Source organism: Rhodococcus sp. 5G237 (assembly GCF_053764735.1).
Window position 1 is genome coordinate 242,986 of record NZ_JBSNCD010000005.1, and the last position, 20,822, is coordinate 263,807.

The 20,822-nt window shown below is 68.3% G+C and carries 16 protein-coding genes and 1 pseudogene; 4 read left to right on the plus strand and 13 right to left on the minus strand.

The window, feature by feature from the left end; all coding sequences use genetic code 11:
• Window positions 1-318 precede the first annotated feature (318 nt).
• Window positions 319-2,088 (minus strand): GMC family oxidoreductase N-terminal domain-containing protein, encoded by a 1,770-nt coding sequence (locus ACWPOC_RS13435; RefSeq protein WP_455408824.1) that lies wholly within the window; start codon window positions 2,086-2,088, stop codon window positions 319-321.
• Complete coding sequence (locus ACWPOC_RS13440; protein WP_455408825.1) at window positions 2,089-2,769, minus strand: hypothetical protein; 681 nt, start codon at window positions 2,767-2,769, stop codon at window positions 2,089-2,091.
• Between the two features lie 563 nt (window positions 2,770-3,332).
• On the opposite strand from ACWPOC_RS13440, the gene ACWPOC_RS13445 reads away from it, so the two are divergent.
• The 4 genes and pseudogenes from ACWPOC_RS13445 to ACWPOC_RS13460 form a co-directional block, all read left to right on the plus strand.
• The gene (locus tag ACWPOC_RS13445; RefSeq protein WP_147414411.1) at window positions 3,333-4,646 is read left to right on the plus strand and encodes a hypothetical protein; all 1,314 of its coding nucleotides are present in this window, start codon (window positions 3,333-3,335) and stop codon (window positions 4,644-4,646) included.
• Window positions 4,647-4,899: 253 nt separating this feature from the next.
• A complete protein-coding gene (locus tag ACWPOC_RS13450) occupies window positions 4,900-5,511 on the plus strand; it encodes an MFS transporter (protein ID WP_455408826.1) in 612 nt (203 codons plus the stop codon).
• 204 nt (window positions 5,512-5,715) lie between these two features.
• Window positions 5,716-6,204: an SRPBCC domain-containing protein gene (locus tag ACWPOC_RS13455; RefSeq protein WP_120282446.1), complete on the plus strand. Its 489-nt coding sequence runs from the start codon at window positions 5,716-5,718 to the stop codon at window positions 6,202-6,204.
• A gap of 130 nt (window positions 6,205-6,334) precedes the next feature.
• Window positions 6,335-7,150: pseudogene (locus ACWPOC_RS13460) on the plus strand (DUF2235 domain-containing protein); the annotation flags it as partial.
• Between the two features lie 359 nt (window positions 7,151-7,509).
• Here the strand turns inward: ACWPOC_RS13460 and ACWPOC_RS13465 are convergent.
• The 11 genes from ACWPOC_RS13465 to uvrC form a co-directional block, all read right to left on the minus strand.
• A complete protein-coding gene (locus ACWPOC_RS13465) occupies window positions 7,510-8,760 on the minus strand; it encodes an RNA polymerase sigma factor (RefSeq protein ID WP_120282444.1) in 1,251 nt (416 codons plus the stop codon).
• A 3-nt stretch (window positions 8,761-8,763) separates the two neighbouring features.
• Window positions 8,764-9,102 (minus strand): YciI family protein, encoded by a 339-nt coding sequence (locus tag ACWPOC_RS13470; RefSeq protein ID WP_120282443.1) that lies wholly within the window; start codon window positions 9,100-9,102, stop codon window positions 8,764-8,766.
• Between the two features lie 88 nt (window positions 9,103-9,190).
• Complete coding sequence (ppc, locus tag ACWPOC_RS13475) at window positions 9,191-11,953, minus strand: phosphoenolpyruvate carboxylase (protein ID WP_120282442.1); 2,763 nt, start codon at window positions 11,951-11,953, stop codon at window positions 9,191-9,193.
• Window positions 11,954-12,017: 64 nt separating this feature from the next.
• The gene (gene secG, locus ACWPOC_RS13480; protein WP_006551479.1) at window positions 12,018-12,251 is read right to left on the minus strand and encodes a preprotein translocase subunit SecG; all 234 of its coding nucleotides are present in this window, start codon (window positions 12,249-12,251) and stop codon (window positions 12,018-12,020) included.
• A 194-nt stretch (window positions 12,252-12,445) separates the two neighbouring features.
• A complete protein-coding gene (gene tpiA / locus ACWPOC_RS13485; RefSeq protein WP_120282441.1) occupies window positions 12,446-13,231 on the minus strand; it encodes a triose-phosphate isomerase in 786 nt (261 codons plus the stop codon).
• A 5-nt stretch (window positions 13,232-13,236) separates the two neighbouring features.
• Complete coding sequence (locus tag ACWPOC_RS13490; protein WP_120282440.1) at window positions 13,237-14,448, minus strand: phosphoglycerate kinase; 1,212 nt, start codon at window positions 14,446-14,448, stop codon at window positions 13,237-13,239.
• 26 nt (window positions 14,449-14,474) lie between these two features.
• The gene (gene gap, locus ACWPOC_RS13495; RefSeq protein WP_120282439.1) at window positions 14,475-15,491 is read right to left on the minus strand and encodes a type I glyceraldehyde-3-phosphate dehydrogenase; all 1,017 of its coding nucleotides are present in this window, start codon (window positions 15,489-15,491) and stop codon (window positions 14,475-14,477) included.
• A gap of 123 nt (window positions 15,492-15,614) precedes the next feature.
• Window positions 15,615-16,598, minus strand: a complete 984-nt coding sequence (gene whiA / locus ACWPOC_RS13500; RefSeq protein ID WP_006551475.1) for a DNA-binding protein WhiA — start codon at window positions 16,596-16,598, stop codon at window positions 15,615-15,617.
• Entirely contained in the window at window positions 16,589-17,671 is a 1,083-nt protein-coding gene (locus ACWPOC_RS13505; protein ID WP_120282438.1) for a uridine diphosphate-N-acetylglucosamine-binding protein YvcK, read from the minus strand. Before ACWPOC_RS13505 ends, whiA begins: the two co-directional genes overlap by 10 nt.
• Window positions 17,668-18,582 (minus strand): RNase adapter RapZ, encoded by a 915-nt coding sequence (gene rapZ, locus ACWPOC_RS13510; RefSeq protein WP_106199890.1) that lies wholly within the window; start codon window positions 18,580-18,582, stop codon window positions 17,668-17,670. The genes ACWPOC_RS13505 and rapZ overlap by 4 nt, the downstream gene beginning before the upstream one ends.
• 23 nt (window positions 18,583-18,605) lie before the next feature.
• Entirely contained in the window at window positions 18,606-20,819 is a 2,214-nt protein-coding gene (gene uvrC / locus ACWPOC_RS13515; protein ID WP_455408827.1) for an excinuclease ABC subunit UvrC, read from the minus strand.
• Window positions 20,820-20,822: the final 3 nt, after the last annotated feature.

The window sequence follows — 20,822 nt, forward strand, 5'->3', positions numbered from 1 at the left end:
CGCCGGCGCCGTCGAAGTCGGGATCGTCGGCCTCGTCCGTCTCCGCCCGTGGATTTCCGGAGGATTCGTCGACGCCATGGTCGTCGAGACCGGTTCGCACGCACCGCATCCGATTCATCGAACGCGGCCCTGCCGTCGAACGCAACGCGCGCAGTGGTGATCGACCCGGGACACATCGCACCGTTCGTGGGTCCATGCCGGTGAGCTCCTCCCGTCGTGGACCGCTGTCGTCACGGCCCTCTGTCTCGTTCGACGCGCCAGGACGCCCGACGGTTCCACTCGGGACGAAATCGACCGTTCCGATCCGGGATCGAGCCGTCAGATACCCCGTTCGATCACAGCAGCGGTGACGCGGTCGTCGATCGACGACACGGGGTTCTCCCGTGCCACCCAGGGATCGCCACCGAAGTACTTCGCGAAGATCTTCTCCGCCGTGCGGGTGGCGATCGCCTGTGTCGTCAACGTCGGGTTCGGGCCTCCGAGACTGTTGGCGAGCGCCGAGTTGTCGGCGACGAAGAGCCTTTTCACCCACCGGGCCTCCGCATCGGCGTCGAGCACCGAATCCCGGTCGCTCACCCCCATCCTCATGCTCGACTGCGAGTGCAGGATCAGCGGTGGCCAGTCGCAGCGATGCACCCTCTTCGCGCCCGCCGCCCTCATCAACTCGACGGCCTTGCGGGTCGCGTAGTCACGATTGCGGCGGGTACGAGCCGAGCGCCTACGATGCTGCACGGTCACGCGCGGCGCCAGACCTCCTTCGTCCGGATACAGGATCGGCGAGAGCGTCACGCGGTTGTCCGGTTCGACGTCGTCGTCCGAGATGACGAGCGCCGCGAGGACGCGGTCGGTGTCGGCCATCGTGTCGAGCAGGTCGCGTCCGACGAGCCGACCCACACTGTCGGCCCCCGCGGAATCGACGACACCTCCGGCACGTCCGTACCCGTGGATGCCGGAGTCGCTGAAGTTCAGCGCGTACGCGATCAACGCCGGGGGCAGGCCGACCTGCTCGATCCCGCCGTAGCCGGGCAGATCGACGCGCGCGTTGGATCCCGGTCCGCGCGTCTGCCCGGTGTACTCGTCGAAGACGCCGAAGACCGCGTCCATGTGGTGGTCGGTGAGGCCGCGGCCGACCCATCCGTTCGGATCGGGCAGCGTCGAGTTCAGCCACAATCTCGGGCTTTCGATGCACCCGGCCGCCAGCACCACCACCGGCGCGGTCGCCTCGTGCTCCTCCCCCGCTGTCGTGAACCGCACGCCGCGTGCCACGGTCTCCCCGTTCACTTCTTCGACGAGGATCTCGGAGACCACCGCATCGGCGATCAGGGTGACGGCACGCCCCTGGGGTGACCACGCGTCTGCGGTGAGCATCATCGGGACGTACGAGTTGTCGGTGGACCGTTTGGCCTTGAGATTTCGCGGCGCCCCCAGCGGCAGGAAACAGCCCTGATAACAGTGCCCGCACATCGTGCAACCCCGCGCTTCGGGATGGTGCAGACGCGCGCGGTCGCGGGTGCGGCCGGCGGTGCCACCGGGCTGGAGGATCGCGTTCTGCTGGGCGCGGTGAGCTGCCCCGGTCGTGTCGAGCGAGGTCTGATGCGGCAGCCCCATGGCCGCTGCACCCCGCAGGAACACCTGTTCCTTGGCGCCCATCGGTGCGGTCTGCACGGGCAGCGTGGCCTCCACCCACTCGTAGTAGGGACGCAGCTCGTCGTATCCGAAGGGGAACAGGTGCGCCGTGTCGTACATGTCGCGGTCGGCGCCGTCGTATCCGGAGAACGCGCCGGGTGCCGCCCGCGGCGAGTTGCCGAAGAAGTGCAGCGTGGTACCACCGACACCGGATACCTGCCACACGAACGAGTTCTGGGGCAGATCACGCAGCCACGGCGTGCCCGAGCGGTCTCCGGGCCCGTGGCGGAACAGCCCGGTGATCGGATTGTTGATGTCGTCCTCGAAGTGGGTCCATTCGTTCTCCGGGTCGGCGAAACGGGGTCCTGCCTCGAGAACGAGCACGTCGAGACCGCGAGCCGCGAGTTCCTTGGCCACGACGGGCCCGCCGCCGCCCGCCCCGATGACGATGACGTCGGTCATCTATTTCTCCACCTCGTCGATTCCGCCGTAGTAGCCCAGGAACTCGTCCCACCCGTCACTCGGCCCGGCATAGCGGCTCAACTCCCAGCCGACCGGGCGCCCGGTGACCTCACGCCGAGCGCGGTCGTACGCGGAGACCTCCGAGAACGCCGCGAAGGCCGCCAGGGTGGGAATCGCGTTGACCACGAATTTCAGTACCAGACCTTCGAAACGCGGGTCGGTGTCGAGCCATTCGAAGACTTGCGCCTTCGCGGCATGACTCAGGTTCGCGAACGGCGCCGCGAACGGTCCGCTCACCGAACGCGGGTCGGCGGTGACACCGAAGGTGTTGAGCAGCACCGCGATCGCCGCAGCGCCGGGCAGGTTGCCCGCCTCGGGTCCGAGCAGCGGCATCGGCGACGCCTGGTCCAGGGTTCGCTCGAGCGATTCCGCCGTGCCGACGGTGACGCCGCCGGGCCGGTCGGTCCACACGCCCTGCTGGTGCGAGTACGGATCGTTGCCGGGTACGACGAACGCGAGCACCCCGTTGATCGTGTCGCGCACGGGAGGCGTCTCGCTCAGCGGACTCGCGTTCACCTCCCGCGCGAACACGCCTGCGGTGCCGACCAACGCTGCCATCGTCGCGGCCATCCCGGCGAGAAAACGCCGCCTGTTCCAGTACCCCTGCTGCGGGTCGTCCACGTCGCCCCCTCGTCGTTTCCGTGGTGCAGCGTACGAGATGTCACGGAACGGTTGCGGTATTTCGTCCGAATCGCCCCTCGGTCGCACGGACCGGCGGAGCGATCGCCGGAAACGGGTAGCTCGCTACCCGTGCCGGGCGCACCCGAGGCGCGCAGGATTCGAACACGGCCGAACGATGCAACGGGGTGAGAATCATGTTGCAGAAGAGGAAGAGCAACCGGTTCGCGTCTGTCCTGAAGACACTCCGAAGCCTGGACGATGCTCTCGCTACCCGTCCCGGCAACGATAGCCACGGCGGCGCCCCCGCGCCGGCCCCGGACACAGCACCTGCGGAGCTGCGCAATGCGACGCCTTCCCGCTTGCACATCACCCACGCGGACGGTCGGACGCTCGTGTTCGCACCGCTCGAACGCCGCGTCCCAACCGACCCGGAGCGACAGTGGCCCTGGGAAGGCCTGATCCGCCACGGATATGTCGTCCCCTTGCACGCCACAACGGATACACCCCTCGACGGCACCAAGGCTCGTTCCCGCCGTCAACTCCACACGGTCACGTTGTGGTGCATGCTCGTGATCAGCGTGGCGGTGCCTGTCTCGGCATTCGCTACCGGACTGGTGAGCATCGCGGCGGCGCCCGTCGTCGCAGTCGCATTTGTCGCCGTGGCAACCATGTTGCCGGGCCTGTTGTTCTTCCTGTTCGACCGTCAACGTCTGAGTACGCTCCGCGACCGCTTCGAATGGCAGATCTTCCGCCTGGACCCGAACGTCCACACGTTGGCAGACGTGCAGGCCAAGTACGGCGGACAAATGGACGAGGTCTTCTACGCCGCAGACGAACGGACCACTACGGTGAACGCCACTCAGCGACTGTGGCCCATCCTCGTTTCCACCGTCACCATCGCGTTGGGCTGGACCATGGCGCTGTACTCCCCCGCGTCGTCCGGCACGCCCGATACGAGTCTCTTCACTGCGCTTGCCGATCCGCTCGCGTTCGCATTCCTGGGCGCGTACTTCTTCTCCCTCAACACCTGCCTGCGCCGGTATTCACGGAACGACTTACGGCCCAAGGCATACAGTGCGATCACCGTGCGAGTGATCACCGTCGTCATCCTTGCCTGCTTGCTCCAGGCCGTCGTCGAATCACCGGAGTCGCGGGTCTACGACGCCACCGTGCTCCCGTTGGCGTTCGTGATCGGCGTGCTTCCCGAAACCGCGATGGTGCTGCTGCGCGACACCCTGCGGCGCTTCGCCCTCACCAAGAAACGCCGCATGCTCGAAGAGCAACTACCGCTCACCGACATCGAGGGATTAGACCTCTACGACCGGGCACGACTGATCGACGAGGGTGTGCCCAACGTCGAAGCCCTTGCGCATCACGATCTCGTCGATCTGCTGCTCGAGACACGGATTCCGGTCGGCCGCCTCGTCGACTGGGTCGATCAGGCGATCCTGCGACTCCACATCGTGGATTCGACCACCGAGACGGATCCCGAGGGCGCGAGAGTGCAGTCCGACCTGCGCGCACTGGGCATTCGTAGCGCGACCGACCTCCTGGCGGCCCGGCAGAGATGCGCCCACCGTAAGGCGTTGGTCGAGGCGGTCGCCCGTCGTAACGAGTCGCCCGCAGACGCCGAAAACCGTCTGGAACTTCTCGTCACCGCCCTGTGTGACGACGAGTGGATCACCTACATACGCACCTGGCGGGACCGGACCCTGGTCTCGGGCCGGTACATCCGGCTCGACCGGAAAGGTGAACCGGCATCCGTGAGGACCGAAGTGCCGGACAACGACCTTCACGACTGCCGCCGTCCGAATTCGCGGATCCCTTTCCTGTACCGACGGTTCACCCCGCCGTACCGAATCGAGACGATCCTGTGAACGGATTCGAGTAGCGCACTACTCGTGCCGATGCTTGTCGATGGCGCACACTGGGATATCGATACGGTGGACACGGAAGCGTCCACCCGTCCGAGGAGAAGTCATGCGAATGCAGAACACGGAGCGACGAGTATCGCATCGGTGATCCCGCCTTCCGGCGGTCCGATCCCGGCGTGCCCTCACTTCGTGTTGCATTCCGTTCCGGCCCTGCCCTCGACTCCGTCGAGCGCCGACTTCTTCCAAGGACCCCGTCATGTCCTCGCACCATGCTGCGGTTCCGCAGCTCTCGTCACCGACCTCCGTCGATCCACCTCCCACACATCGCGACATTCTCGCGGTGCTGCTTCCCCTGCTCGCCGCGCTGTTCGCGGCCTTACTCTCCGGCACCGTTGCAATCCCGGCACTGCCCGCCGTCACGGCAGAACTCGGTGGCGGGTCCGTAGGCATGACCTGGATCATCACGGTCGCTCTCCTGGCCAATGCGACCACCACCCCGGTCTGGGGATCGATATCCGACCGCTACGACACACGCCTTCTCGTTCAGGCGGCGCTGTTGACGCTGACAGCGGGATCGGTAATCTCGGCCTGCGCTCCGGCCCTGTCCGTTCTCCTCGCCGGCCGCGTGGTGCAAGGGATCGGCCTCGGCGGCGTCGTGGCCGTCACCGTCGCGGTGCTCGGCGCGCTCATCCCGCCGCGGGAACAGGGTCGTTATTCCGGGTACGGCGCCGTGGTCATGGCGGTGTCGATGGCCGGCGGTCCGCTCCTCGGCGGAGCCCTCGTCGATACGCCCTCGGCTGGCGGGCCTGCTTCCTCGTTCCCGCGGCACCGGCCGCCGTGGCACTGGTCGCACTGCGACGCAGGCTGAAGCCGCGACCGCGGCACCGGCCGGGTCTTCCTCCTGCTGTCGGTGCTGTCCGTCGTCGGACTCGTCGCAGTCGCGCTGCTGCCGAACCAACGGCTGCGCACCTCCTTCGCCACAGCGGAGGAACCATCGCGGTGAAACGGACCGCGGAGGCAGCCGGATGCAGGACAATTCCGATAAGGCGAGCGCCCATCGAGAGGAGCCGTGATGAGCACGCCGAGGACGATCACAGGCGAAGTGAGCCCGGAGCGTGATTGCCCGAGCGACTCGTCGCTGGTGCGGCTGATCTACCACCGCAACTTCCTGCTCCCGATCGGTGAGGTCTGGGCGGCACTCACCGACTCGGAGAAGCTGGGTCGTTGGTACGGCACGTACACCGGCGACCCCGCCACGGGCCGTGTGCGCCTGACCATGACGGACGACCACGACTCGGCCACCACCTACGTCGACGTCCTCCGGTGTTCTCCCCCGGAGGGATTCGCCGTCGACGTGGACGGGTGGCAGCTCGAGGTGGTGCTGCGCCAAGTCGGGAAGGTCACCACCCTCGAGTTCACACACCGGCACGTCCCGCGCTCGGAGGCCGGAGAGATCGGGCCGGGGTGGCAGTACTACCTCGACCGTCTCGACGCAGCACTGGCCGGCACCCGCCCGCCGTCGTGGGACGACTACCTCGACCTGGTCGACGAATACCGCTGACCGGCGCCTTTCGCTGCAGTGATCCGCCCGACGAGCACCGCCGGATTCGAGTAGCGCACTACCCGTGAGACCTCCCGAGTCGCCTCCTAGCGTCGAATCCACCAGCCGGTCGCATTCAGGGAGCACCACTATGCCGCAGCCCGGAACGAACACACCACCGACAGAGATCGCGCAGAAGGTCGTCAGAAGGAAGGGGTCGAAGAACATCGTCCTGTGCTTCGACGGCACGGGAAACGAAATTCGGGCGAAGGGGAACACCAACGTCGTCCGCCTGTTCCGTGCGCTCGAGAACACGACAGGCGAACAGGTCACCTACTACGACCCCGGCGTCGGTACCTTCTCCTCCGCCGGGGCCTCGACGCGTGTGGGACAGAGGATCTCCCGCACGCTCGGCCTCGCGTTCGGTGTCGGTATCACGACGAACCTCGCAGAGGCCTACACGTTCCTGATGAAGCAGTGGGAACCCGGCGATCGGATCTATCTCTTCGGGTTCAGCCGGGGTGCCCACACAGCACGTGCCTTCGCGGCGATGTTGCATCTCGTCGGACTTCCACGATCGTCGTCCGAGAATCTCGTGCAGTACGCGATCGCCGCGTATGCCCGTCGCAGGTCCTGGGGCTCCGACGACTTCGCGTGCGCCGAACAGTTCGCGACGACCGTGTGCCGCGCGTCGAACGGGACGTTCTCCGTCCCCGTGCACTACCTCGGGATCTGGGACAGCGTCAGCGCACCCGGGATCTTCGAGAAGGACCACCACTTCGAGAAGACGGCGGAGTTGCCGAACGTGGAAGCCGGCCGGCACGCGATCTCCATCGACGAGTACCGCAGGCCGTACAAGGTGGACGAGGTCGCCAACGACCGGATCGAGGAGGTCTGGTTCACGGGCGTCCACTCCGACGTCGGCGGTGGATTCGAGGACTGCCGACTCGCGGACATCTCGCTCCGCTGGGTCCTCGAGGGCGCCCTCGACCACGGCGTGCTCCTGCGCCGAACGGTGAGCCTGCGGCAGCTTCCGAGACCGGAACAGACGAGCGCGACGGCGACGCCGACCCGGATGAGCCGCATCTGGTGGCTCATCGGGCGAGGAACTCGTGAGATTCTCGGGGCACGATCTCCCGAAGGACTGAAGATCCACGAGAGCGTCAAGCTCCGGGAGGACGGTCTGGCGACCCGGCTACGGAATCCGCATTGGGTCGATCCGGAGTGGTACACGCCGAAGCGCTACGACCTCGAGGTACCCGGCTATACGAACCGCCGGACCGCGCCGCTCCGCCCCGATCGGAGGTCTCGGCGCACCGGGATCGGTCACAACTCCCGCGAACGCGACAACTCCGCCGACCTCGCCCTGAGGTGGCGCCGCTCGGGTTCGGTACCGGCGAGCTCGAGCGCCCGCCGATACGCTTCGGCCGCTTCGCCTTTCCGGCCGACCCGGCCCAGCAACTCGGCTCGCGCCACCACGTACGGCCCGTAGTCGCGCAGACTCGGCTCCTCGGCGAGTCCGTCGAGGAGTTCGAGTCCGGCCGCAGACCCGTCGCGCATTGCCACCGCCACGGCGCGGTTCAGTGCGACGATCGGTGACGGGCTCAGGGCGGTCAGTACGTCGTAGAGGGCGACGATCTGCGGCCAGTCGGTGCTGTCGACGTCGCTTGCCTCGTCGTGCAACGCGGCTATCGCGGCCTGTACCCCGTACGGGCCGGGTGGTCCTCCGGTGAGCGCGGCGACCACCAGTGTGCTGCCCTCCTCGATCATCGCGCGGTCCCATCGGGCGCGGTCCTGCGCGTCGAGCAGCATCACGGCGCCGGATGGATCGGTGCGCGCGTCTCGGCGGGCGTGGACGAGCAGCATCAGCGCGAGCAACCCGCTCACCTCCCGTTCCGCCGGCATCAGACGGTGCAGGATGCGCGTGAGGCGGATTGCCTCCTCCGCGAGGTCGGGGCGTTGCAGATGCTCGCCGCTGCTCGCGGCGTAGCCCTCGGTGAAGATCGAGTACAGCGCCGCGAGCACCACCGGCAGGCGCTCCGGCAGTTCGTCCGGTCCGGGCACCCGGAACGGGATGCGGGCACCGCGGATCTTCTTCTTGGCCCGCACGATCCGCTGGGCCATCGTCGGCGACGGGACGAGGAAGGCCCGCGCGACCTCGTTCGTCGTGAGGCCGCCGAGGCAGCGCAGGATCAGCGCTACGCGGTCGTCCGCCGCGAGGGCGGGGTGGGCGCACGTGAAGAACAGTTCGAGGCGGTCGTCCGGCAGTTCCCCGGCCTCGGGCGGTTCGTACGACGCGCGACGTTCGGTGTCGACGGCGAGCTCCGCCAGTCGCGTCGCGTACACGCGGTCGCGGCGCACCCGGTCCAGCGCTCGGCGCCTGGCCGTGGTGAGCAGCCAGGCGCCCGGACGCTCGGGCACACCGTCGACCGGCCAGTGCACGAGCGCCGCCTCGAGCGCGTCCGATGCGACCTCCTCGGCAAGGTCGAGGTCGCCGAATCGATGGACGAGCGCGGCGAGGAGCCGGCCGTGTTCCTCGCGGAACACCGACTCGACGGTCGCGGCCGGCTCCCCCATCGCTCAGTCTCCGAAGTCGGCGATCGGTCGCACGACGACCGTGCCGCCGTCCCGCGATCCGGGGCAACGCGCCGCCCAGTCGAGTGCCTCGTCGAGGCTGCCGACGTCGATGACGTCGTATCCGCCGAGAACCTCACGGCTCTCGCCGAACGGCCCGTCGGTCACCGTGCGTCGTCCGTCCGCGCCGACCTGCACGGTCGTCGCGGTGACGAGATCCTGCAGGGCGTGCCCGGACACGAGGACACCCGCATCGCGCATCGCCTTCTCGTAGTCCTGCCAGTCCTCGATGGTGCAGGTGGGCTCGTCGGTCGTGGATGCGTAGATCAGCAGCATGTACTTCATGGCGGTCGCTCCCGTCTGTGTGGTGTTCGTCCTACACCATCACGACGAACGGGCACCTGCCGTATCGACAACCCGACGAGAAAATTTTCTAGCCGCTGTTGCGCAATGCCGTGGCGAGACCGTTCATCGTGATCTGGATACCGCGCCGGACCCGGTCGGTGTCCTCACCGGCACGGAACCGGCGCAGCAACTCGACCTGGAGGTGGTTGAGCGGTTCGAGATACGGGAAGCGGTTGTGCAGCGACCGCTCGAGCGCCGGATTGTCCGCGACGAGCGAGTCGTATCCCGTGATCTGCCGGTAGGCGTCGACCGTGCGGGCGTGCTCGTCGACGATGCTGCCGAACACCCGCTCGCGCAGTTCGGTGTCCTCGACGAGTTCGGAGTACCGGGCGGCCAGGCCGAGATCGGACTTGGCGAGCACCTGCGCCATGTTCGACAGCACCGAACGGAAGAACGGCCAGCGACGGTAGAGATCCTGCAGGGTCGCCAACCGGTCCGGATCACCGGCGACCCAGTCCTGCACAGCCGTTCCCGTGCCGTACCAGCCGGGGAGCATCACGCGACTCTGGGTCCACGAGAGCACCCACGGGATGGCCCGCAGGTCGCTGATCGCCTTCGTCTGCTTGCGGGATGCGGGACGACTGCCGATGTTGAGGGCACCGATCTCCGAGACCGGCGTCGCGGTGGTGAAGTACTCGACGAAACCCGGTGTCTCGTGCACGAGTCGGCTGTAGGCGGCGCGAGCGAGGTCGGCGAGTTCGTCGAGGATCCGGTAGGCCTCCGGTGCGTCCTTCCCGAGGCCTTCGACATCGAGCAGGCTCGACTCGAGGGTCGCCGAGACGAGCGCCTCGAGGTTGCGGCGGGCGAGCACCGGTTCGCGGTACTTCGCGGCGATGACCTCGCCTTGCTCGGTCAGACGCAACGAGCCCTGGACCGCGCCGGGCGGCTGGGCGAGGATGGCGTCGTAGCTCGGTCCGCCACCACGTCCGACGGTGCCGCCGCGACCGTGGAACAGGCGCAGCCGGATCCCGGCGGTGCGCGCAGCGTCGACGAGGTCGAGTTCCGCGCGGTAGAGCGCCCAGTTGGCGGTGAGATAGCCGCCGTCCTTGTTGGAATCGGAGTAGCCCAGCATGATCTCCTGCAGTCCGTCGTGTCCGTCGACGAGGCTGCGGAACTCGGGCACGGCGAGGGCGGCGGTCAACGTGGCGGCACCACCGCGCAGGTCGTCGATCGTCTCGAACAACGGGATGACCTGCACCGTGCTGCGCGGATAACCGCGGTCGAGGTCGAGCAGCCCGACCTCCTTGAGCAGGACCTCGACCTCGAGCAGGTCGGACACCGAGGTGCACATGCTGATGATGTAATGCTCGATGGCGGCCGGTCCGATGCGACGGACCACGTCGGCGGCGGCGCGCAGGATGCCGAGTTCCTTGGCCGTCTCGTCCGACAGGTGGGCGTCGGGAGCGGTGAGCGGACGGCGGATCCGCAACTCCGCGGTGAGCAGCGCGACCTTGTCGTCCTCCGGCAGGTCGCGGTAGCGGTCGGTCACCCCCGCCCAGGAGAGCAGTTCGGCGACGACGTTCTCGTGGACCTCGGAATTCTGACGCAGGTCGAGCGGCGCGAGGTGGAAGCCGAAGACCTCGACGGCGCTGCGCAGGTGCGCGAGTCGATCGTCGGCGATCACGGCCGCGCCACCGGCACGCAGCGAGGCGTCGACGATGTTCAGGTCGGTGTGCAGGCGGGCCGGAGTGGCATAGGGCTCGCACGGGATACGCACCGTGTGGGGCAGATCCACGCCGGGCAGCAGCCTGTCCGCGGTCGCGGTGAGGCGAGCGCGGATACCGTGCACGGCGCGTCGGTACGGCTCGTCGCTGTGGGCGGGATTGTCGTCGCCCGAGTCGTCGGCGAGCTTCCTCAGGGCGCTGCTGATGGTCGCGGTGCGTTCGGACATGGACAGTTCGCGTTCGAGCGCGGCCAGTTCGGTGAGGTGGTGTCGCAGCGCGGTCTCACAGGCGCGATTCGCGGCGGTGGTGACGACCTCGCCGTCGACGTTGGGGTTGCCGTCGCGGTCGCCGCCGATCCACGTTCCGGGACGGACCAGAGGTTCGGTCAGCACCGCCGCGTCCGGCCAGCGTCGCCGGAGTTCGCGTCGCACTTCGGCGTTGAGGGCAGGAACGACGTCGAACAGTGCGAGGTCGTAGTAGCGCAGACCGTTGTCGACCTCGTCGATGATCCTCAGGCGCGCGAGCCGGATGAGCGCGGTGTCCCAGAGGGTCAGGATGTGCCGGTACAGGGCGCGGTCGATTTCCTCGATCGCGGCGGATTCGTCGGTCCTCTCCCGGCGCCGCATGAGCTCGGTGACGGCGGTCTGGACGTCGAAGACGGTGCGTCGGCGGGTCTCGGTGGGATGAGCGGTGATGACGGGGGCGACGAGAGCCGATGCGAGCGCGTCGGTCACGGTGTCGGCGTCGAGGCCCGGGCCGGCGGCGTCGAGTTTGGCATAGGTGGCGGCGAGGCTGCTGTCCTGCGGTCGGTCGCCTGCGCGCACGTGCAGGGCTCGACGTCGTTCGCGGTGCAGATCCTCGGCGAGATTGGCGAGCAGACCGAAATGGCTGAACGCCCGGGCGACGGGAATCAGGTCGTCGGTGGCGACGTCGGCGAAGCGTTCGGCGAGTTCGGTGCGGTCGATCTCGGAGCGCCGGATCCGGAAACTCTCCACCCGGGCCGATTCGACCAGGTCGAAGGTCTCGGGTCCCGCCTGCTCACGGATGACGTTGCCGAGGATGCCACCGAGCAGGCGGATGTCCTCGCGGAGGGGTTCGGTCGCAGAGGCAGGCACAGTGTCCGTCATACGGCCAGTATCTGTGCCCGGCGGCCGGGGCGCGACCGCGGCAGCGGCCGTGCACGTGCGGGGATCAGCTGAACTTGATCTGCAGTCCGATGCCGAGGATCGAGATCACCCAGATGATGCCGGTGAAGACGGTGAGACGGTCGAGGTTCTTCTCCGCCACCGTCGAGCCCGAGAGATTGGACTGGACTCCACCACCGAACAGGCTGGACAGACCACCGCCCTTACCGCGGTGCAGCAGCACCAGCAGGATGAGCAACAGGCTCGTGACGATCAGGAGGATGTCCAGGAACAGTTCCATGTCGGTGTTCGATGTCCTTCGGATGGTGGGCGACGTCGGCGTCAGCTTACCCGCTCGCCATATGGGGATGCTGCGGGTGTGCCGGGGACGGTCGTCGTGGCTACGCGGGTCGAGACGGCAACACTGCGCTGAGGCGAAACGCGGGTGGGGTGCAGGGTCTCGTCGATCCTGCACCCCACCTGATGCCGGTCGCTCTAGAGGAGCGGGCCGCCTGCGGCGATCGCCGACAGCTGAGCGAATTCGTCGGCCTTGAGGGAGGCGCCTCCCACGAGGCCGCCGTCGATGTCGGTCTGAGCGATGAGCTCACCGACGTTCTTGGCGTTGACCGACCCGCCGTACAGGACGCGGACCGATGCCGCGACCTCGGGCGAGGCCAGTTCGGCGAGGGTGTTGCGCACCGCGGCGCACACCTCCTGTGCGTCGGCCGCCGAGGCAACCTTGCCCGTGCCGATGGCCCAGACCGGCTCGTACGCGACGACGATCTTCGCGATCTCGTCGGCGGACAGGCCGGCGAGCGAGTTCTTCAACTGCTCGACGTTGTACTCGACGTGGTTGCCGGCTTCGCGGACGTCGAGTCCTTCGCCGATGCACACGATCGGAGTGAGACCGTGCCGCAGAGCGGCCTTGGTCTTGTCGCGGACGATCTCGTCGGTCTCGCCGTGCAGGGTGCGACGCTCGGAGTGCCCGACGACCACGTAGGTGCAGCCGAGCTTCGCGAGCATCGCGCCGGAGATCTCACCGGTGTAGGCGCCGGAGTCGTGGACCGAGATGTCCTGGGCTCCGTAGGTGATGCCGAGCTTGTCGCCCTCGACGAGGGTCTGCACCGAGCGGATGTCGGTGAACGGCGGGATGACCGTCACGTCCACCTTCTCGAGGTACTTCTCGGGAAGGGTGAACGCGATCTTCTGCACCAGGGCGATGGCCTCGAGGTGGTTGAGGTTCATCTTCCAGTTGCCCGCGATGAGCGGTGTCCGTGCCATGACCGTCAGCCCTCCAGAACTGCGATGCCGGGCAGTTCCTTGCCCTCGAGGTACTCGAGGGAGGCGCCACCACCGGTGGAGATGTGCGAGAAACGGTCCTCACCGAGTCCGAGCGACCGCACGGCCGCAGCGGAGTCGCCGCCGCCGACGACGCTGAACGCGCCCTTGCCGGTGGCCTCGATGATCGCTTCCGCGACACCCTTCGTGCCGGCCGCGAAGTTCTCGAACTCGAACACGCCCATCGGGCCGTTCCAGAACACCGTCTTCGCCGAGCCGAGGAGCGAGGCGAAGCGCTGCACGGATTCCGGTCCGATGTCGAGGCCCATCCATCCGTCGGGGATGGAGTCGGCCGCGACGGTCTGCGACTGGGCGTCGGCCGCGAACTTGTCGGCCACCACCACGTCCTGCGGGATGTGGATGACGTCGCCGAAGCGTTCGAGCAGCTGCTTGCAGGTGTCGATCATCGACTCCTCGAGCAGCGACGTGCCGACCGAGTAGCCCTGTGCCGCAAGGAAGGTGAAGCACATGCCGCCACCGATGACGAGCGTGTCGACCTTGGGTGCGAGCGCTTCGATGACCCCGAGCTTGTCGGAGACCTTCGAGCCGCCGAGCACCACGGCGTACGGACGCTCGGTGTCGGTGGTGAGCTTGGCGAGCACGTCGACCTCGGCCGCGACGAGACCACCCGCGTAGTGCGGGAGCAGCGTCGCGACGTCGTAGACCGACGCCTGCTTGCGGTGCACGACACCGAAGCCGTCGGAGACGAATGCGCCGTCGTCGCCGACGAGCTCGACGAGCTCACGGGCGAAGGCGAGCCGCTCGGCATCGTCCTTGCTGGTCTCGCGAGCGTCGAAGCGGACGTTCTCGAGCAGGAGGATGTCGCCGTCGGTCAGCCCTTCGGAACGCGCCAGCGCATCCTGGCCGACGACGTCGGAGGCGAGCTGGACGTTGCGGCCGAGCACCTCACCGAGCTTCGCTGCGACGGGCGCGAGCGAGTACTTCGGATCCGGCTCGCCCTTGGGGCGGCCGAGATGCGCGGTCACGACGACCTTGGCCCCGGCCTCCGCGAGCGTGCGGATGGTGGGCGCGGACGCGAGGATGCGGCCGGCGTCGGTGATCGTGTCGCCGTCGAGCGGGACGTTGAGGTCGGAGCGCACGAGTACGCCCCGACCCTCCACACCTGCGTCGAGCAGATCCTCGAGGGTCTGAACTGCCACTGTTCAAATGTCCTGTTCTACGAGTTTCAGAGAGACTTGCCGACGAGACCGACGAGGTCGGCAAGACGATTCGAGTAGCCCCACTCGTTGTCGTACCACGAGACGACCTTGACCTGCTCGTCGATGACCTTGGTCAGAGGCGCGTCGAAGATCGACGAGTGCGGGTCGGTGACGATGTCCGAGGAGACGATCGGATCGGTGTTGTACTTCAGGATGCCCTTCAGCGGACCCTCCGCAGCAGCCTTCAGTGCGGCGTTGACCTCGTCGGCGGTGGCCTTCTTGGTGAGGGTCGCGGTGAGGTCGGTGACCGAGCCGGTCGGGACCGGGACGCGCAGCGCGTAGCCGTCGAGCTTGCCGCGCAGCTCGGGGAGCACGAGGCCGATGGCCTTGGCGGCGCCTGTGCCGGTGGGGACGATGTTCAGGGCAGCGGCGCGGGCGCGACGCAGATCCTTGTGCGGTCCATCCTGCAGGTTCTGGTCCTGGGTGTAGGCGTGGATCGTGGTCATCAGGCCCTTCTCGATGCCGAACTCGTCGTTCAGCACCTTGGCGAGGGGGCCGAGGCAGTTCGTGGTGCACGAGGCGTTGGAGATGATGTTCTGCGTGCCGTCGTACTTGTCGTGGTTGACGCCCATGACGATGGTGATGTCCTCGTCGGTGGCGGGCGCCGAGATGATGACCTTCTTGGCGCCGGCATCGATGTGCCCCTTCGCCTTCGCGGCGTTGGTGAAGATGCCGGTGGACTCGACGACGACGTCGACACCGAGGTCGCCCCACGGAAGAGCGGAGGGGCCTTCCTTGATCGAGAGGGCCTTGATCTTCCGGTCGCCGACGACGATGTCGTCGCCCTCGACATGCACGTCCTTGTCGAGGCGCCCCAGGATCGAGTCGTACTTCAGGAGCGTCGCGAGGGTGTCGTTGTCGGTGAGGTCGTTGACGGCAACGATCTCGATGTCGGTGGTGCCGAGTGCCTTCTGCGCCTCGACCGCCCGGAAGAAGTTGCGCCCGATGCGTCCGAATCCGTTCACGCCTACGCGGACAGTCACAATGAAGCTCCTTTGTCCAGTATTCCGATGGTCGTGCTCGTGTGCCCTTCACCCTAGTGGGGTTCGGTCGTACTGTGGGGAGCCGCCCGGTCGTGGCGCGAACTCCCTTGCAAGCCTGCCCCGCTATGCCTCGTCCAGCAACTCAGCGGTGACGGCCGATTCCGTATCGGGGATCCCGAGTTCCTTCGCGCGACGATCCGCCATCGACAGCAGGCGGCGGATCCGTCCTGCGACGGCGTCCTTGGTCATGGGCGGATCGGCGAGCTGGCCGAGCTCCTCGAGCGACGCCTGTCGGTGCTGCACGCGCAGCGCGCCGGCGGCGGCGAGGTGGTCGGGCACGTCGGCGCCCAGGATCGCCAGCGCCCGCTCGACCCGCGCAGCCGCTGCCACGGCGGCGCGTGCGGACCGGCGCAGATTGGCGTCGTCGAAGTTGGCGAGACGGTTCGCGGTCGCCCGCACCTCTCGGCGCATGCGGCGCTCCTCCCAGACCAGCCGGGTGTCCTGCGCGCCCATGTGGGTGAGCAGCGCGCCGATGGCCTCGCCGTCGCGGATCACCACGCGGTCGGCGCCGCGCACCTCACGCGCCTTGGCGGTGACGCCGAGCCGGCGGGCGGCGCCGACGAGCGCGAGGGCGGCCTCCGGGCCGGGGCAGCTCACCTCGAGCGCCGAGGAACGGCCCGGTTCGGTGAGCGAACCATGGGCGAGGAACGCCCCGCGCCACGCCGCGGCGGAGTCGGAGACACTGCCGCCGACCACCTGTGCGGGCAGTCCGCGCACGGGTCGTCCGCGACCGTCGAGCAGGCCGGTGCGGCGGGCCAGCGCCTCACCGTCCTTGCCGACGCGGACGATGTACCGCGAGCTCTTGCGCAGCCCACCCGCGCCGAGCACCTGGATCTCGGCGGGATAGCTGTAGAGCTCGAAGATCTCGCGGCGGAGGCGACGTGCGATCGATCCGAGGTCGACCTCGGCCTCGACGACCACTCGTCCGGCGACGATGTGCAATCCCCCGGCGAAGCGCAGGAGGGCGGACACCTCGGCCTTGCGGTTGCTGATCCTGGTGACCGACAACCTGCTCAGCTCGTCCTTGACCTCCGCTGTCATTGCCACGAGACGCTCTCCCTCCCGCCCCCGCGTGTGGCACGGACTCCACCGCGCGAGGACAGACATGTTTCCAGTGCCCCCGCCAACTTGGCGGGGTCGTGTCGATGCGTACCGGTCTCGGCGACGTCGACGAACGAGACGTCCGCTCCGAATCGGGCCGCGGACCGGCTCAGGTGCTCGCGCTCGCGTCCTTCCGGTACCGAGGCAGCATCCACGACGACGTGGTCGACACGGAAATCGGGGGCGTGCTGGGCGAGAACGTGCAGGTGACGTTCCGCGGAGAAGCCTGCCGTCTCCCCCGGTTCCGCCGCAAGGTTGAGCACGAGGACCTTGAGCGCCGTCGTGTGGACCAGCGCCTCGTGCAGGTCCGGGACGAGCACGTGCGGGATGACGCTCGAGAACCAGGATCCCGGGCCGAGCACCACGAGATCGGCCTCGCACACCGCGTCGAGCGCCGACGGACAGGCCGGCGGATCGGCGGGGATCAGGCGGACCCGGCGCACCTTGCCCGGGGTGGTCGCCACCGCGACCTGTCCCCGGATGCAGCGGCTCACCCGCGGGTCGGATTCGAGTCCCGAGACGTCGGCTTCGATGTCGAGGGGGATCGGCGACATGGGCAGTACCCGACCGCGTACGTCGAGGACGCGAGCGAGCATGTCGAGAGCAGTGACGGTGTCGCCCGCCACCTCGGCGAGCCCGGCGAGGATCAGGTTGCCGACGGAGTGCCCGGCGAGTGCACCTGTGCCGCCGAAGCGGTGTTGGACGGTCTCGGTCCACACCCGGACCTCGTCGTCGCGGCCGGCGAGTGCGGCGAGGGCCATGCGCAGGTCGCCGGGTGGGACGACACCGAGTTCGGCGCGCAGCCGTCCCGAGGAACCTCCGTCGTCGGCGACGGTCACGACGGCGGTGACCCGGTCGGTGAGGCGCCGGACGGCACTGAGCGTCGCGTACAGACCGTGTCCGCCGCCGAGAGCGGTGATCGCAGGTCCGGGCGCTGCCCCGGGGTTCGGAGCGCTGTCGGAGTCCGGAGCGCTGTCGGAGTCCGGAGCGCTGTCGGAGTTCGGAGTCTCGGCGTTCACTCGCGCCCCAGATCCCGGTGCACCACGTTCACCGTCAGATCCGGTGCCTGCTCGAGGCGTGCGGCGAGGGCCTCGGCCATCGCCACGCTCCGGTGTTTCCCTCCGGTGCAGCCCACTGCAATCGTCATGTAGCGCTTCCCCTCCCGACGGTAACCGGCAGTCGTCAGATCGAGCAGCCGGTGATAGGTGGCGAGATAGTCCTCGGCACCGTCGCGGGAGAGTACATAGTCGCGCACCGCCGCGTCCTGCCCGGTGTGCGGACGCAGTTCGGCGATCCAGTGGGGGTTCGGCAGGAACCGCACGTCGCACACGACGTCGGAGTCCATGGGCAGGCCGTACTTGAAGCCGAACGACTCCACGGTCACCCGGATGGTGTCGGATGCGGCGTCGCCGAAGGCCGCATCGATCTTGCGACGCAGATCGGGCCCGGACAGCGCGGACGTGTCGATGACGAGGTCGGCCGCGGCCTTGACGGGAGCGAGCTGCTCGCGTTCGACGGCGATGCCGTCGGTGAGCGTGCGGTCGGCCGTGTCGGACTGCAGCGGATGGCTGCGGCGCACCTGCTCGAACCGCCGGACGAGCACCGAGTCGGCGGCTTCGAGGAAGAGCACCCGGGTGTTGACCGGGCGGGCCGCCAGATCGGTGACCACGCGTTCGAGGTCGCCGGTGAACAACCGGCTGCGCACGTCCATCACCACGGCGAGGCGTTGCAGCGGAGGTTCGGCCTGCACCGCGAGATCGATCATCGACAGCACCAACTGGGGCGGGAGGTTCTCCGCGACGTACCACCCGAGATCCTCGAGGGCGGTCGCCGCCGTACTCAGTCCGGCTCCGGACAGGCCGGTGACGACGATGACCTCGGCCTGCGCCGGCCGTTCCCCGTCGACACCCTGTTCCGAACCGTCCGCCATCCCCGGGATCCGACCCACTTCGGTCACTGTTCCGACTCCGCTCGTACTCCCGACACGCCGACTGAGCCATCATCGCCTACCGGCGTGTCGCCCGCATCCGCGGCAGTCGGGTCGCCCGCAGGTGCCGCAGCCGGATTACTCGCGTCCGCGACGGTCGGGGCGTCGGTGTCCTGCGGCGACTCGGCCGAAGCCGGTGCGTCGCCCCGCAGCGCCTCGAGGACGGCCTGCGCCGTGGCTTGCCCGATCCCGGGCACCGCGGTGATCTCCTCGACGCTCGCCTCGCGTAGCCGCGCGACCGACCCGAAGTGGGTGACGAGTGCCTTGCGCCGGGTGTCGCCGAGACCACGGACCCCGTCGAGAGCGGAGGCGGTCATGCGTTTGGACCGCTTGCTGCGGTGGTAGGTGATCGCGAAACGGTGCGCCTCGTCGCGGATGCGTTGCAGCAGGAACAGCGACTCACTCGTGCGCGGAAGGATCACCGGATCCTCCTCCCCCGGCACCCACACCTCCTCGAGACGCTTGGCGAGCCCGACGACCGCGACATCCGTGATGCCGAGTTCGTCGAGGACCTCGGCCGCGGCCGCGACCTGCGGCGCACCACCGTCGACGACGAACAGGTTCGGCGGGTAGGCGAACCGGCGCGGACGGCCCGTCGCCGGGTCCAGTGCCGCCTCGGGCGCGAGGTCCCCGCCGTCGCCTCCCTCCGGAGCGGATCCGTCCGGATCGGCCTGTCGGGCGAGGTCGCGGTTGTGGCGGAGGAAACGCCGGCGGGTGACCTCGGCGATCGAGGCGACGTCGTTGGAGTGCCCGTCACCCGCGGCGTGCTTGATGGCGTAGTGCCGGTAGTCGGACTTGCGGGGCAGTCCGTCCTCGAAGACGACCAGCGATGCGACGACGTCGGTGCCCTGCACGTGGCTGATGTCGACGCATTCGATGCGCAGCGGCGCCGAATCGAGGTCGAGGACGTCCTGGATGCCCTGCAATGCCGCCGATCGGGCATTGAAGTCGCCCGCGCGCCGCAGCTTGTGCTGGGCGAGCGCTTCCTTGGCGTTGCGCTCGACCGTGTCGGCCAGTGCCTTCTTGTCGCCGCGCTGCGGGATGCGCAGACGCACGGGACCGCCGCGCAGACGCCCGAGCCAGCGGCTCATCTCGTCCGGGTCGGGCGGCAGCGCGGGGACGAGCACCTCGCGCGGCACGGCGCTGGTGGCGTCCGCGTCATCGGTGCCGAGTGCGGCCTCCTCGCCGTAGAACTGGGTGAGGAACTGTTCGACGAGCAGGGAGAGTTCTTCGACGTCGTCGGTCCCCTCGGCGGCCTCGACGCCTTCGACGTCGCGGTCCTCGGGACGGTCGAGCACGTCGCCGGACTTCTCGACGACCCAGCCGCGTTGACCGCGCACGCGACCGCCGCGCACGTGGAAGACCTGGACGGCCACCTCGAGGTCGTCGCCGGCGAACGCCACGAGGTCGGCGTCGGTGCCGTCGCCGAGCACGACGGCCTGCTTCTCGAGGGCCTTGCGCAGCGCCCCGAGATCGTCACGCAGTCGGGCTGCGGTCTCGAAGTCGAGCTCCTCCGCGGCGGCCTGCATCCGCTTCTCGACATCGCGGACGAGTTTGTCGGTGCGACCGGCGAGGAAGTCGCAGAAGTCCTCGACGATGCGGCGGTGTTCGTCGGCGGAGACGCGTCCGACGCACGGCGCGGAGCACTTGTCGATGTAGCCGAGCAGGCACGGGCGGCCGATCTGCGCGTGCCGCTTGAAGACCCCGGCCGAGCACGTGCGCGACGGGAACACCCGCAGCAGCAGGTCGAGGGTCTCTCGGATCGCCCAGGCGTGCGAGTAGGGACCGAAATAGCGCACGCCCTTGCGGCGCGGCCCGCGATAGACGAACAGGCGGGGATATTCCTCGTTCAACGTGACCGCGAGCATCGGGTACGTCTTGTCGTCGCGGTAGCGGACGTTGAACCGGGGGTCGAACTCCTTGATCCAGTTGTACTCGAGCTGGAGTGCCTCGACCTCGGTGCGCACCACCGTCCACTCGACCCGGCCCGCGGTGGTCACCATCTGACGGGTGCGCGGATGCAGCGAGGCGATGTCGGCGAAATACGAGTTCAGGCGGGACCGGAGGTTCTTCGCCTTGCCGACGTAGACGACCCGGCCGTGCGGGTCGCGGAACTTGTAGACCCCCGGCTCCGTGGGAATGGAACCGGGGGCTGGGCGATATGTCGAGGGGTCGGGCACAGG